Raw genomic sequence first — 13,915 nt, 5'->3', positions numbered from 1 at the left:
AAATTGCTATTTGTTAAAGGCTAGCTGGGCGCTGTCTATTTCGATCGGCCACTGCCCTTTGAATCCTGATTGGATGGCTACATCTGGTCGCATTTTTTTGAGTTGCGCCACGCCTTTTTCAGTTACACGTGTTTGCCATATATAGACGCGCTTGAGCGAATTGATTTTCGCTAGCGTTTGCAAACCTCGGTCACTGATTTGGGTGCCTACTAGGTTAATTGATTCTAAATAGGCCAGGCCTTTTAGGCTCTCCAGATCCTGATCAGCAATTTTGGTATGCTGTAAATCAAGGAAAATCAACAAAGGCATGTCCGCTATTTCCTTCATAAAATCTCCGCTAACTTGTGTATTCCCTAATTTTAAGCGGATTATTTGGGCATTGATTGATTTTAAATCTGCTAGTTCTTTGTTGGTAACGCGCGGGGCGTTAATGGCATTGACCTCGATGTAGTTTTGGTCTTTCGAAATGGGATTTGCGAGTAAACCGTGCTTGCGAATCCGCGCAAGATCAGCCTCATCTGCCGCACTTATTGACTGTTTAAAAACAGCGGATTCCTGTGCTGCGTCCGCTTGTGTGTACGTCTTTAAAATGGCATTTATTTTCTCATCTGAGGACAACTGTGCTACTTTTTTGTTAAAATCAGCCCCCTGCTGTATCCACCAATGCAGTAAGGAAATTTCATTCTCGGTTAGGGGAGTTTTCCCTTTAGGAGGCATGTGGTGTTCATCGTTCTGTTCCAGTAAAAGTCGTTTGATTAACTCGCTCTCTGAGGGCTTGCCGGCTGCGATAATGGGGCCATCTTCGCCGCCTGCTAGGATAAAATTAGGGGTATCTAAACGTAACTTTCCTTTTTGCTTTTCGGCATTGTGGCAGGAAATACAGCGCTGGGTTAAAATCGGTTTTACCAGTTGCGTATAAACTACGGCCTCTTTCAGGTTCGTGATTCTAGGGATCTCTTCGGCTTCTTTCTCCATTTTTATTCCTAGCATCTCACGGGTAGGCGCGGGTAAACTCGCCGTCAAATAATCAGAGCCATGCGTTAAATTTCCCCCGTAATGTCCGGTGATAGTGAGGAAAAGCAAACCCAAAATAAATAGGAGGTTAGTGATTTGAATAGACCTACCAGCGCGCATGACGCAGGTTAAACCTACCGATAGCACGCAAGTACTTATTCCCAGCCACTGGTGGATTTGTAATGTGGAAGGATCGTATTCCCCAGATTGTGCTAGCGACCAACCCATGGCTGCGGAGATTACCGAAAATGCAGATGTCCAGATTAAAATTTGGACTACAATTGGACGCATCTCAACCTGCTTTTGCGCATAGAAAAAATGCAGTATCCCCGCCATGAAGAACATCCCGATGGGCAAATGCACCAGCATAGGATGGAAATGTCCCCAAAACTGCAGCCACGACTGGCTCGCCTCCGCTAGTATCATTTAGCCAATTCGTTCAAGTTTGATCGGATAGGTTTTTCCAGAAGCCCACTGCGGCACATAGATGTTTTCGTCGGAATCCGCATAGACATCATGCGGGTGGATGAACACTTTATGCACGTCGTCCTTTACCTGTTTTTGTAAAACGCCATTTTGGTAGATGGGTTCCGAACCTCCTGGAGTTGAAACGACCTTCATGTTTTTATCTAGGATTTGGATGTATCCAGAACCCGCTAGGGAGGCATCTGTGCTACGGAAGCAGGCAGCTAGAATGTAGTCACCATGCAATACTGGGCGACAAACAAAGGATCCAGGTAGGTGGTATCGTGTGATGAATTTGCCGTCTAACGTAAAGCGCTTTAAGCTATTATTTACGCGATCTGTGATTAATAATGTCCAGTTATTGGGGTCGCGGGTATCCACTAAAACCCCATGGCAGCAGTTGAACTTATTGTCGTCGTAAACGGAGGATTGTCCCCCAAAGTGGCGGATATAACGGCCTTTCGAATCGTATTGAATGATGTAATTAGCCCCATATCCATCGGCCACATAGATGTCACCATTCTTTGGATTAACTGCTGTTTCCGTGGGAACAAATTGAAGTGGATGATCGTAAACGCCCGTCTCTTTCGGGTAATCAATCTTGAAAATCTCGCGACCTTTTAAATCGGTTTTGATCACTTGATGACGATTGTTATCACAGATTAATAAAAATTGTTCGCCTCCCTCATTTAGTATAGTTAAACCATGCGCACCCGGATAGGAATGTCCCCAAGAGTCGAGTAGTTTGCCGGATTTATCGTAGATGAGGACGTTGTTTTTCACTTCGTTAGTGAGCATAAAAAGTCGGCCTTTCGCGTCTTCTACCATCTCATGGCAGTCGTTTACTGGATTTTTCCCAGCATCTAAAATGCCCCAATTAGGAACTACTTTATACGTAAATGAGCCATGGCCTAAGGTGATTTCGCCAGCTTTGGGTGCGATTTTTTTCATATTGTTGTTGTTAGATAATAAGCCTGTTCCGATCAGTGCGGAACTCGCTTTTAAAAAGTCTCTGCGTGGGATAAATTCTTTCATTCGTTTTAAGGTTTATTTATGCTTTCATCAATGTTAAATAGGGCATTGGCCACTAAGGTTTTGGCCACTAAATTAGCGGGATTTGGCGGGATATCGTTATCCGGGCAAATCTTTAAAAAGGCTAACGTTTCTTTCGGATGCGCTTGGTAATACGCCAGGGTCTGTGTGTAAAAAGTCCCTAATGTCTCCGCTTTTTTAGGGGTAATAGTTCTGCCAAATAAATCAGCATAGCCTTTTTCAATAAAACGCAACCCATTCTCCGGGTATTTACGCGCAAAAAATTGCGATGCCTCTAAGAAAACCGGATCATTCAAGGTATTCAGCGCTTGCATAGGCGTGTTCGTTCTGATACGCCGAGAAAGGCAAATATCGCGCGTTCCTGCATCAAAGGTCACCATAGTCGGATAAGGGCTGCTGCGCCTCCAATACGTATACAGTGAGCGCCTCCACTGCTCTTCCCCACTACTTTTTTCCCATTTCATGCCACTATATGGGGCATTCCAAACCCCATCAGGTTGCTCCGGCATTACGCTAGGACCGCCTAGTTTTTCACTTAATAATCCAGACCAAACCAGTGCTTGGTCGCGTACTTGTTCTGGGCTTAATCGAATGCGTGGCCCCCTGGTTATGTAGCGATTGTTCGGGTCTTTTTCACGAGTTGCCTTGTCTACCATAGCAGACTGTTGGTAGCTGGCCGACATCACGATATACTTCAATACATCTTTCGGTTTGTAACTAAAATCCACCTGGAATTTGTAGGCTAAATGATCTAACAAGGGCTGGTTAACAGGCGAAAGTCCTTGACTCCCCAAGTCTTCTAATGTTTCGACGATACCGATGCCAAACAACTGTTCCCAGAATCGATTCACTGCCACGCGGGCTGTCAACGGATTACTTTTGCCACCGATCCAATTCGCTAAATCCAAGCGATTGTTTACGGGGCCATTTTTGAATAAGGCAGGAATTCCAGGCTGTACGGCATCGGCTGGATTTAACCAGGAACCACGGGCAAAAACGCGCGTTGTTCTGGCAAAGTCCACCGGATTTTCAAGCATAACCGGGGTAGTCAATTCCGGTTCAGCGGCAATAGCTTTTATGGCTAATTTTTCAAATTCCGTGGCTTTAAGTGCTGCTGGAACTTCAGGCAATAAGGCCCAAAATCCAATGGTTACAGTCGTTTGATCTGGCTTTGTTTTGGCATTCGTAAATTCCCAAACCAGGTCTTGTTTTCCAGGCAAAGAAGGGATATTCACAAAGGTATAGGCCCAGCCTTTCACAAATAACCCTTTCGGTTTAGCGTATTTTTCCTGCAGGGTCGTATCTAGTTTTATACGTGCGATAATAGGCCCTGTTTTTGTGCCTTGGTGGATGGTTAAATAGGTAGGCGCAGGACCTGAGTTTCGGCAAGCAATTAACAGCTTGGTTTTTCCCATCATGGGAACGGCTTTAAAGCGCGCGGAACCCTTGTTTCGAACAGCCAAGTATTTGTTATCCGCTAAGGCGCTATTATCAAACTGATCTGCCCAATGCGGATGGATTTTAGGCTCCACAAAACGGATCATGTTTCCCCAGGCTTTTTGGGATGCGACAGGTTGATTTAGTAGAAAAGATTTGAGCTGTGCAATCGTTTTTTCGTCCTCTGGTTTGTAATGCTTGTAGGTAGGAGAATCATCCGGAATATCTTCGTCGCGGGAGTTATTAAAGAATGCCATGTAGCGGTAATATTCCTCATGGCGGATCGGATCATAGGGATGTGAATGACATTGAACACAGCCAAAACTTGTCCCTTGAAGCACCTCCCAAGTCGTATTTACGCGGTCTAATATAGCTGCCGTACGAAACTCTTCATCCTCCGTTCCCCCTTCATCGTTATTGGTGGTATTTCGGTGGAAGGCTGTCGCGATGTAGTCGCTTTCTTGTGGATTATCCAGCAAGTCCCCTGCGAGTTGCTCCTTAATAAACTGATCGTAAGGCTTGTTTTGATTGAACGAAGCGATGAGGTAATCGCGGTATTTCCAAATGCTACGCCCCTCATCTTTCTCATACCCTTTGGTGTCTGCATAGCGCGCTAAGTCCATCCACATAGAGGCCCATTTTTCTCCAAAATGAGGGGATTTCAACAACTTGTCCACCTGCTTTTCATAGGCTTCATCCGAGTTGTCTTTTTCAAATTCCTGGTAATCCGATGGCGTAGGGGGAAGTCCTGTTAAGTCCAAATAGAGTCTGCGCAAAAGGTCTGGTTTAGCCGCCGTTTCAGTAGGAGATAAGCCTTGATTTTTTTGTTCAGCTTGGACAAAATAATCTAACTCATTCTTAGCCCATCCACTCGAAATCCCTACCCAGCTCAGCGCCTTTTCCCACCAACTTCCTACCGGTACGCTAGGGGCTTGGATAGGTTGATAAGCCCAATGCTCTCCCCAGGTGGCACCCTCCTTCACCCAGGTAGTTAACAGCTCGATTTCCTCCTTCGAAAGCGCCGGTCTTTGGTACGGCATCTTCTCCTCAGGATCCTGACTATGCAGTCGCTGAATAAAACTCGATTGTTCCGGATGACCAGGAATAATAGCAGGCTTCCCCGATTTCGTCTTCGCTAAGGCCTCCTCTTGAAAAAGCAAACTAAAGCCCCCTTGCTTTTTCACTCCTCCATGACAGGAGATGCAATTCTTATTTAGGATGGGTTTTATTCGGGTGCTATAATCTACTTTTTGCGGTTTACTTCCGAAATAATAGGCAGTAATTCCTGCGATGCCAAGGCCCAGAAAAAGGATTATTCTGTTCATTCCCTAGGCTAAAATCGGTTTAATCACTTTCCCGAAAACATCAGTCAAGCGAAAATTTCGCCCTTGGAAAGGGAATGTAAATTCTTCGTGGTTGATGCCTAAGCAGTGCAAAATAGTCGCCTGAAGGTCGTAAATCGACGTTTTCCCGTTTACCGTCGCATAGCCTAAGTCATCGGTTTCGCCTAGGGACATACCCGGTTTAATTCCACCGCCTGCTAGCCACATGGTAAAAGCCTCGGTATGGTGATCGCGACCAAAATACCCTTGCGCTTTTCCCTCCCTATTTTCTTGCATGGGCGTACGGCCAAACTCTCCACCCCATACCACTAACGTTTCTTCTAACAAGCCACGCTGTTCTAAATCTATTAATAAGGCCGAAACCGCTCTATCTGTTTCTAAGCATTTTTGATGCAAACCATAATCCACCGATTCATTTTTTCCTGTTCCATGCATATCCCAGCCCCAGTCAAATAACTGCACGAAGCGAACGCCTTTTTCCACCATTTTTCTAGCCAGCAAACAGTTATTTGCAAAGGATTCTTTCCCTGGATTTGTCCCATATAATTGGTGGATATAGTCTGGTTCTTTGCTGATGTCCATCACATCTGGAACGGAGCTTTGCATCTTGTAGGCCATCTCATATTGTGCAATTCTTGCAACGGTTTCTGGGTCCCCAAATTCCTGATAGGTTTCCTGATTCACCGCATTAATAGCTTCGATACTGGCCTTACGTATATCGGATGTCAAGCCGTCTGGATTTTTAATGAATAGGACAGGTTCTCCGGCAGAGCGACATTGCACCCCTTGGTAAACAGAGGGGAGAAATCCACTTCCCCAGGCAGATTTTCCGGCGTCTGGATTCTTTCCTCCAGAAGCAAGTACCATGAAAGAAGGTAGGTTTTCATTCTCAGATCCTAGTCCATAAGACGCCCATGATCCAATAGAAGGCCGGCCCAAGCGCGCCGATCCCGTATGCATGAGTAATTGGGCAGGTGCGTGATTAAATTGATCCGTATACATGCCCTTCAAGAAGGTAATTTTATCTGCTTGGGTGGCTAGATGTGGCATGTGGTCTGAAATCCAATGGCCCGCACTTCCTCGTTGAAGGAAATTAGCTTTAGGGCCTAATAAATTAGGAACCCCTCGAATGAAGGCGAATTTTTTCCCTTCGAGTAACTCTTTAGGGCATTCTTTTCCATCAAATTTGGCTAATAAAGGCTTATAGTCAAACAACTCTAGTTGCGACGGCGCTCCAGCCATGTGTAAAAAGATGACCGACTTCGCTTTCCCGAAATGGGGTGGGATTCTAATGGACGTTTGTTGTGATGTAGCAGGAGATTGACAATTCCACAAAGCAGAACCGAAGGCAAGAGAGCCTATCCCCGTACCCAACGACTGTAAAAAATGTCGTCTGGTAGCCAAATTGGCTTCTTTTTCGATCGCTTCTTTTACTAATTTGTCCATTCTGCCTGAATCAGGATACAAGCGGGTAAGCCGCAATTTCAAATATACGATTTTGCATAATATATAAGTTAAATTTTATAATTTCAGGCTAAAATACTACAATCATGAAAAAGCTATTCCTTTTAATTTTGATACCCTTTATGTTTCAAGCTAAACCACTTCGTGTCGGTGTTGCCGGCATGACCCATGGACATGTGGGACAAGTATATTCAGCCATTAAAAACCCTCAGCAAGATGTGATCATTGTTGGTTTTGCAGAACCCAATAAGGCATTAGCCATGTCACTTTTAAAGGAGCAAAATCTGCCAGATTCTCTTTGGTTCCCTTCCTTAGAAGCCTTAATAGCTAAAACGAAGCCTGAGGCCGTTGCCGCATTCAATAGTATTTTTGAACACCTGGAAGTCGTAAAAACGTGCGCGCCCAAAGGAATACATGTGATTGTAGAAAAGCCTTTGGCCGTGAACATGGATCATTTAAATCAGATGAAAGCGCTCGTAGCCAAACACCCGATACATTTACTGACTAATTTCGAAACGACTTGGTACTCGTCTCATGCGAAAATGTGGCAGATGGCGAAGGAGGAGAAAACACTTGGGACCATTCGCAAAGTGGTGATCATGGATGGTCATCGCGGACCTAAAGAAATTGGATGTGCTCCTGAATTTCTACATTGGTTGACAGATCCTGTCATGAATGGGGGTGGGGCGATTATTGATTTTGGCTGTTATGGCGCAAACATCATGACCTGGCTAATGGATGGCAAGAGACCGCTTTCCGTGACGGCAGTGACGCAGCAATTGAAACCCGATGTGTATCCGAATGTGGATGATGAAGCGAGCATTATTTTGACATATCCGGATTGCCAAGCGATCATTCAAGCGTCTTGGAATTGGCCTTTTGACCGAAAGGATACCGAAATATATGGGACTAAAGGAATTCTTGTAGCCGACAAAACGAACAAGATGCGCTATGTGAAAGGAGATCGATTTGGGGAGGAAGGAATGATTTCTTTAAACCCATTACCTCACGAAGTTTCTGATGTGTTCCCTTATTTAGCGGCGGTTGTTCAAGGTCGAATTAAACCCAAAAAAGATTTATCCTCCTTCGAAATTAATCAAGTAGTGGTAGAGATTTTATCAGCCGCGAGGGAGTCCGCGAAAACAGGTAAGGCGGTTCAATTAAAGAACTAATTCGAGTCCCATTACACCTATTAATCCCATGACCGCGAGTATGGTTTCCATGATGGTCCAGGAGCGCAAGCTGTTTTTGATGGATACGCCGAAGTACTCTTTATAAAGCCAAAAACCGGCATCGTTTACGTGTGACAAAACCATCGAACCTGCGCCTATACTTAGGGCCAACAGGTTTGGATTTGTACCCGAGGACGCTAATAAGGGCAAAATCAATCCGGCTGTGGTGATTCCAGAAACGGTGGATGAACCAGTCAAAATCCGTAAAACGGCGGCAATTCCCCAGGCAATGATCAAGGGATTCAAGGCTGAATCTTGGGTAAGCGAATGTAAGGCATCCCCCACGTGCATTTCTTGAAGTACTTCTTTAAATGCGCCCGCCCCACCGAAGGTTAGCATCAGCGGAGACACTTCTTTGATGGATTCCACCAGCCATGCGCTGATTTCCACCCAGGTAATTCCACGCCTGATTCCGAGTACATACACCGCGGCGAATACGGATACCAAAAGGGCAACCATAGGTTCGCCCAGTAATTCAATGACAGGTAATTGAACGAATGATTTAATAGCAATCAGCACCACAGGGAGTAATAAAATAAATAGACTCTGTGCTACACTTGGGTTTTGGCCTACTTCATCTGCCTCCACAAATGACATGGGGGTAGCTGGAATGTTTTTTAACGTTTTCCCAAACAACCAGCCAGATGCTAGCATAGCCGGAATCGAAATCAGAATACCATAACCAAGAGTCGCCCCCATTTCAGCTCCAGGCAAATGCGTCACTAGATAATAGGGCGCGGGATGCGGAGGCAGAAAACCTTGCGTAATGGAAAGGGAAGCCAGCATGGGAATTCCTAAGTAAACGGGAGGTAATTGATAGCGTTCTGCGGTCGACAACACGAGCGGCGCAAGCAAAAGAAAAGCGACAGAAAAGAAAAGTGGAAGGCCTACAATAAATCCGATTACCATGAAGGCAACAGGTAGGTTTTTGGGCCCAAATAAACGAACAAAATACTCAGATAAAACAAAGGTTGCCCTGCTTTTCGCGACCATCTTACCTAACATGGCCCCTAAAATGATGATGGGTATAATGGACCCTAAGGTGCCGCCTATTCCCTTTTGAATGGCAGCGATAGTCTGTTCAGTGGAAAGCGAGCCTGCCATTCCAAGGCCTAAGGAAACGACTAAGAAGGAGATAAATGGCTGAAGTTTCAGGACCGAGATCAGGGTCACTAATACCAATATAACCATGCCGATCAGAAGCCAAATGCTCATAATAAAGAATCGATTTTTACAAATATAGGATAATTTCGTCGACGAAAGCTTAGGATTCAATCGACGAAATGGCAACCTGAATAGCGCTTCTGTGTGGAACTTTGTCCAACCAAAATAAACCAATAAAAATGAAAAAATACCTACCCATTTTAGCAGCGGCTATGTTATTCACCTCATGTAAAAAAGACGAGGATGTTGAGCCTACCGATGACAATGAATTAATCACACGTGTAGAATTAACCTTTACGAATAACGCTACCAATGCATCTACCAAATATACTTTTCAGGATAAAGATGGCGACCCGAAGACAGCTCCTGAAAAGTTTGATAAAATTGTATTAAGCAAAGGCGTTAACTACACGATGGGGATCGAAATTTTTGATGACACTAAATCTCCAGCAGCGGATATTACAGAGGAAATAGATGAAGAGTCAGATGTGCATTTATTTGTATATAAAACCACACCTGCGACATTATTAAAGACGACTATTCAAGATGTAGATAAGAATGGCTTGCCAGTAGGCTTAACCACGAAAGTGGAAGCCTCATCTACAGCTGGTACAGGTAAATTCAATGTGTTATTGAAACACCAGCCAGTATTAAACGGAGTGAAAGTGAAGACAGGACAAGAAGCGGGAGGTAGTACCGATATAGATCTTTCATTTGATGTCGAAGTGAAATAAGCGTACCCAATACTTCATTAAAAAAGCCCTCATTCGAGGGCTTTTTTAATTTAAATGCTCTTCTTTGCCAAGTAAAAGTCGATCTTTTCACAAGTCGTATCTGCGATACGCGCGTCCATTTCGGCTAGGGTTTTAGGTGGAGGTACGATTACCTTATCACCTGGTCTCCAATTTAAAGGCATCGCTACTTTGTGCTTGTCTGTAAATTGTAAAGCTTGAAGCGCACGAACGATTTCGTCCATGTTACGACCCACATTTAATGGGTAATACATAATTAAACGAATTTTTTTAGACGGGTCTATGAAGAACACCGCACGAACGGCTGCTGTTTCACTTTCATTTGGTTGAAGCATACCGTATAATTTAGATACGTGCATATCTAAATCCGCGATGATAGGGAACTGAAAATAGACCCCGGTTTTTTCGCGTACATTATTTACCCACGCTAAGTGTGAGTGAATACTATCAATACTTAAGCCAATAAGCTCCGTGTTCATCGCGGTAAACTCATCTTGTTTTTCAGCAAATCCACTCATTTCTGTGGTACATACTGGAGTGAAGTCAGCGGGATGCGAGAACATCACAATCCACTTATCCTTAGCAAAGTCCGAAAACTTTATCTTACCTGTTGTCGTTACTGCGGTAAAGTCAGGTGCCATGTCCCCGATACGAGGCATTGCATACATTTGTTCTGTTGTTTCCATGATCTATATTTTATTAGATGATGTGCAAATGTAGACCTGTTGCTAGGTATAAATAGTGACTTATATCACTTTCGTCATTTATTTTCTATCCTGCTTATTGCGCTTGGTTTAAAAGATTTATTGAGTAATTTCAGCACTCAATCAACGTCTGACTATGAAAAAGATTTTTTACTTTGTTTCCTTTGTTTTCTTTTCGTTTGTGGCTAATGCCCAGACAAACAGAATGCCTGCTGCTAAACCAGCGGATTCTTTAGCGGCTAAAAAGCCTGTTTCGAAGACTAAATCCTACGATCAAGTCATCACAAAAGAAGCCAAATCTAAGAAAGGCTTATTCAACACCCACCAGGTAGGCGATAAGTTTTATTTCGAAATCCCTAAGAAACATTTGGGTAAAGACATGTTATTAGTCAGCCAAATCGCCAAACTTCCAAGTGGTATCGGCGGAGGCTATGTCAATGCGGGAACATCCTCTCGGGAGCAATTGATTGTATGGGAGAAATTCCAAGAAAAAATCATGATCAAAATCAAATCCTACGCGTCGGTTGCGGCAGATTCATTGCCTATCAGCTTGTCAGTAAAGGCAAACAATTATGAGCCTACATTATATATGTTTGACATTGAAACCTACAGCAAAGATTCAGCTAATGTGGTAATCGATGTGACTAAATTTTATAGCAGTGACATTCCAGCAATGAGCGCTTTAGATGCCTCTTTACGCGTAACACACGGAGTAAGAAATTTAGATGCGTCTCGGAGTTTCATTCGTTCCATCAAATCCTTCCCTTTGAACATTGAGGTATTACAAGATTTTACTTATAATGCCTCGAAACCATCCGTGACGGCTTATACGGAATCCATTAGCCTGCAGATGAATCAGTCGATGATTTTATTGCCGGAGAAACCGATGAAACCTCGTTTATTCGATCAACGGGTAGGTTATTTCACACAAAGACAATACGATTATTCTAGCGAGGAATTAAAATCAGATCAAAAAACCTATATCCAGCGCTGGCGCCTTGAGCCGAAAGATATGGCAGCCTATAAGCGAGGGGAATTAGTAGAGCCCATTAAGCCTATCATCTATTATTTAGATCCAGCTACTCCGATGAAGCTTCGCAAGCACATGAAAAAGGGGGTGGAGAATTGGCAAAAAGCCTTTGAGGTAGCCGGCTTTAAAAACGCGATTATTTGCAAGGATCCGCCAACAGCAGCCGAGGATCCGGATTTTTCTCCTGAAGATATTCGTTATTCGGTGATTCGCTATGTCGCCAGTACGACGCGAAATGCGACGGGACCAAGCGTGAGCGATCCACGCTCTGGGGAGATTATAGAAAGTGATATTATCTGGTACCACAATCACTTGCGTTCATACCGCAACCGTTTTCTGTTAGAAACTGGTGCCTCAAATCCGAATGCTCGTACGCTTGATACCCGCGAAGAGGATATTGGCGAGATGATGGAGATGGTGATTTCACATGAAGTGGGTCACGCTTTAGGTTTCCCACACAACATGGGCGCGAGTAGCTCATACGAAGTAGAGAATTACCGCAAGGCTGATTTCACGAATAAAGAAGGAATTTCTGCTAGTATCATGGATTATGCGCGCTTTAATTACATCGCGCAACCTGGGGATCAGGGCGTTCGTTACATCCGTAAAATGGGTCCTTATGATGATTATGCCGTGAATTGGGGCTATAGAGTATTGCCTGATGCTGCTCGTCCGGAAGATGAAGTGCCTACTTTAGATAAGTGGATTGAGGCCAAAGCAGGGGATGCTAGATTCCGTTTTGGAAATCAGGGAACAAATTTCGATCCTAGTTCTCAAACAGAAGATATCGGAAATGATCCGATTCGTGCGAGTACGTATGCGGTGAAGAACTTGAAATATGTGGCTAAAAACCTAGCCGATTGGACGAGCAAAAAGACCAATGATTACGAAGATTTAATTGAATTGAATGATGAGCTTTTAGGTTCATGGTCTCGCTATGTGGGCCACGTGACGACGATGGTGGGGGGTGTATATGAGCAATATGCTAAACCAAATCAACAGATTTCTACCTATAATCCGGTACCAAAAGCAAGCCAACAAGCGGCTGTCAATTGGTTAATCGCGAATGTATTTACGAATGTGGATTGGTTGATAAACAGAGAGGTGGTAACGCACAATATGGCGGGTTATATTGATCGAATGAGAAGCCTTCAAGTGAGTCCATTGAACCGCATGCTAAGTTTAGAGACTTTTGCGCGTTTGGATAATTCAGGTTTAACTACTCCGAATCATTACAAGACAATCGATCTTTTCCAAGATGTACGCGGAGGCATTTGGAGTGAGTTATCAAGCGGTAAAAACATCGATCACTACCGCCGTAATTTACAAAAGGCCTACATTGAACGCATGAAAGCGTTAATGATGGATCAGGCGCCCGCGCCAGCTAGCCCTTTTGGTGCGCGCGAAAGTTATCCAGTAGCACAATCTGATGTGCGCTCAATTGTGCGTGGCGAATTGAAGGCACTTCAAGCTAGTTTAGCTTTGGCGAAGGTGAAGGTCACTGACAAAGAGGTGCGCTACCACTTGGATGATTGCTTAGAGCGTGTAAGTTTGATTTTAAATCCTAGGAAGTAGTTTTTAGGAGAAAAAATTCGATCATTACCCCATTCAGAATATGCCAAATAAGGTAGTGGCTTAATCGAATGAGCAGCGAAGAAATGAAGCCACTCTTTTTCAAGTAAATTGCCTGTATTAAATTCATGGCAAATCCTGAAAGGAGCGCATATATGATAAACCAAACGGGGCCACTTGGGAACTGTTCAAGAGGCTCACGTATTGAAGTAAGTAAGGCGATTCCCCAAAATATTGGTGGAATCGCTTTTTCATTTGCAAAGTGCCTGGCAATAAATAAGACTAATGTTATCGGAATTAGGCGGTAGAAAACCTCAATTTCAAAAGCGCCTGAAAAGAACAAAAACAGCGAGTAGGGAAATGGTTGCGTGTAGGGAGGGAGTACTTTGTGCGGTGGATGATCTAGCCCATATTCTATCAAGAGTAAGTCTACAAATCCAAATCCCAAGCCAATAATCATTGGCATCCAAACTTTATTTTTTACCGAAATTTGGCTTTCCCAAAATTCAGGGATGCCAGCTTTGGGAATAAGAAATAGGAAAGCAATCCCAATGCACATGAAGAGCACATTTTCATAGGTCCAAATTCGCGGGGTGGCCATCTCAAAGGATGTTTGATGGCCGATGAAGATCCCTAGAATAGTTATAGCAAGGAATCCAGTGTAGATTACAAGCGAGCGGTTCAT

10 protein-coding genes are annotated in these 13,915 nt (G+C 44.0%); 3 read left to right on the top strand and 7 right to left on the bottom strand.

Annotated elements, in window-relative coordinates:
- Positions 1-6: 6 nt before the first annotated feature.
- The 4 genes from ACRZ9O_RS09400 to ACRZ9O_RS09385 are packed head-to-tail and all read right to left on the bottom strand — an operon-like array spanning position 7 to position 6,758.
- Positions 7-1,440, bottom strand: coding sequence for a c-type cytochrome domain-containing protein (locus tag ACRZ9O_RS09400; protein ID WP_459458550.1), 1,434 nt, complete (start codon positions 1,438-1,440; stop codon positions 7-9).
- The gene (locus tag ACRZ9O_RS09395; RefSeq protein WP_459458548.1) at positions 1,441-2,514 is read right to left on the bottom strand and encodes an NHL repeat-containing protein; all 1,074 of its coding nucleotides are present in this window, start codon (positions 2,512-2,514) and stop codon (positions 1,441-1,443) included.
- Between the two features lie 5 nt (positions 2,515-2,519).
- A complete protein-coding gene (locus tag ACRZ9O_RS09390; protein ID WP_459458547.1) occupies positions 2,520-5,294 on the bottom strand; it encodes a PSD1 and planctomycete cytochrome C domain-containing protein in 2,775 nt (924 codons plus the stop codon).
- Between the two features lie 3 nt (positions 5,295-5,297).
- The gene (locus ACRZ9O_RS09385; RefSeq protein ID WP_459458865.1) at positions 5,298-6,758 is read right to left on the bottom strand and encodes a DUF1501 domain-containing protein; all 1,461 of its coding nucleotides are present in this window, start codon (positions 6,756-6,758) and stop codon (positions 5,298-5,300) included.
- 104 nt (positions 6,759-6,862) lie between these two features.
- Between ACRZ9O_RS09385 and ACRZ9O_RS09380 the strand changes: the two genes are divergently transcribed.
- Entirely contained in the window at positions 6,863-7,948 is a 1,086-nt protein-coding gene (locus ACRZ9O_RS09380) for a Gfo/Idh/MocA family protein (protein WP_459458545.1), read from the top strand.
- Here ACRZ9O_RS09380 and ACRZ9O_RS09375 read toward each other — a convergent pair.
- On the bottom strand, positions 7,937-9,223 hold the full coding sequence (locus ACRZ9O_RS09375) for a GntP family permease (RefSeq protein ID WP_459458543.1): 1,287 nt from the start codon (positions 9,221-9,223) through the stop codon (positions 7,937-7,939). The two genes, ACRZ9O_RS09380 and ACRZ9O_RS09375, sit on opposite strands and share 12 nt — an antisense overlap.
- A 128-nt stretch (positions 9,224-9,351) precedes the next feature.
- Here ACRZ9O_RS09375 and ACRZ9O_RS09370 point away from each other — a divergent pair, with 128 nt between their 5' ends.
- Entirely contained in the window at positions 9,352-9,906 is a 555-nt protein-coding gene (locus ACRZ9O_RS09370) for a hypothetical protein (protein ID WP_459458541.1), read from the top strand.
- Between the two features lie 50 nt (positions 9,907-9,956).
- On the opposite strand, the gene ACRZ9O_RS09365 is transcribed toward ACRZ9O_RS09370, so the two are convergent.
- Complete coding sequence (locus tag ACRZ9O_RS09365) at positions 9,957-10,610, bottom strand: peroxiredoxin (protein WP_459458539.1); 654 nt, start codon at positions 10,608-10,610, stop codon at positions 9,957-9,959.
- Between the two features lie 154 nt (positions 10,611-10,764).
- Here ACRZ9O_RS09365 and ACRZ9O_RS09360 point away from each other — a divergent pair, with 154 nt between their 5' ends.
- Positions 10,765-13,233, top strand: a complete 2,469-nt coding sequence (locus tag ACRZ9O_RS09360) for a zinc-dependent metalloprotease (protein ID WP_459458537.1) — start codon at positions 10,765-10,767, stop codon at positions 13,231-13,233.
- On the opposite strand, the gene ACRZ9O_RS09355 is transcribed toward ACRZ9O_RS09360, so the two are convergent.
- Entirely contained in the window at positions 13,223-13,915 is a 693-nt protein-coding gene (locus ACRZ9O_RS09355) for a hypothetical protein (RefSeq protein ID WP_459458536.1), read from the bottom strand. The genes ACRZ9O_RS09360 and ACRZ9O_RS09355 overlap by 11 nt on opposite strands.

Source organism: Aquirufa sp. HETE-40SA (assembly GCF_054558635.1).
The sequence above is the reverse complement of the archived record's forward strand: the minus strand, read 5'-3'. Positions and strand labels throughout refer to the sequence as shown.

Coding starts and splice junctions, on each gene's coding strand:
- ACRZ9O_RS09400 (WP_459458550.1), bottom strand. CDS start 1,440: ATGATACTAGCGGAGGCGAGCCAGTCGTGGCTGCAGTTTTGGGGACAT.
- ACRZ9O_RS09395 (WP_459458548.1), bottom strand. CDS start 2,514: ATGAAAGAATTTATCCCACGCAGAGACTTTTTAAAAGCGAGTTCCGCA.
- ACRZ9O_RS09390 (WP_459458547.1), bottom strand. CDS start 5,294: ATGAACAGAATAATCCTTTTTCTGGGCCTTGGCATCGCAGGAATTACT.
- ACRZ9O_RS09385 (WP_459458865.1), bottom strand. CDS start 6,758: ATGGACAAATTAGTAAAAGAAGCGATCGAAAAAGAAGCCAATTTGGCT.
- ACRZ9O_RS09380 (WP_459458545.1), top strand. CDS start 6,863: ATGAAAAAGCTATTCCTTTTAATTTTGATACCCTTTATGTTTCAAGCT.
- ACRZ9O_RS09375 (WP_459458543.1), bottom strand. CDS start 9,223: ATGAGCATTTGGCTTCTGATCGGCATGGTTATATTGGTATTAGTGACC.
- ACRZ9O_RS09370 (WP_459458541.1), top strand. CDS start 9,352: ATGAAAAAATACCTACCCATTTTAGCAGCGGCTATGTTATTCACCTCA.
- ACRZ9O_RS09365 (WP_459458539.1), bottom strand. CDS start 10,610: ATGGAAACAACAGAACAAATGTATGCAATGCCTCGTATCGGGGACATG.
- ACRZ9O_RS09360 (WP_459458537.1), top strand. CDS start 10,765: ATGAAAAAGATTTTTTACTTTGTTTCCTTTGTTTTCTTTTCGTTTGTG.
- ACRZ9O_RS09355 (WP_459458536.1), bottom strand. CDS start 13,915: ATGAACCGCTCGCTTGTAATCTACACTGGATTCCTTGCTATAACTATT.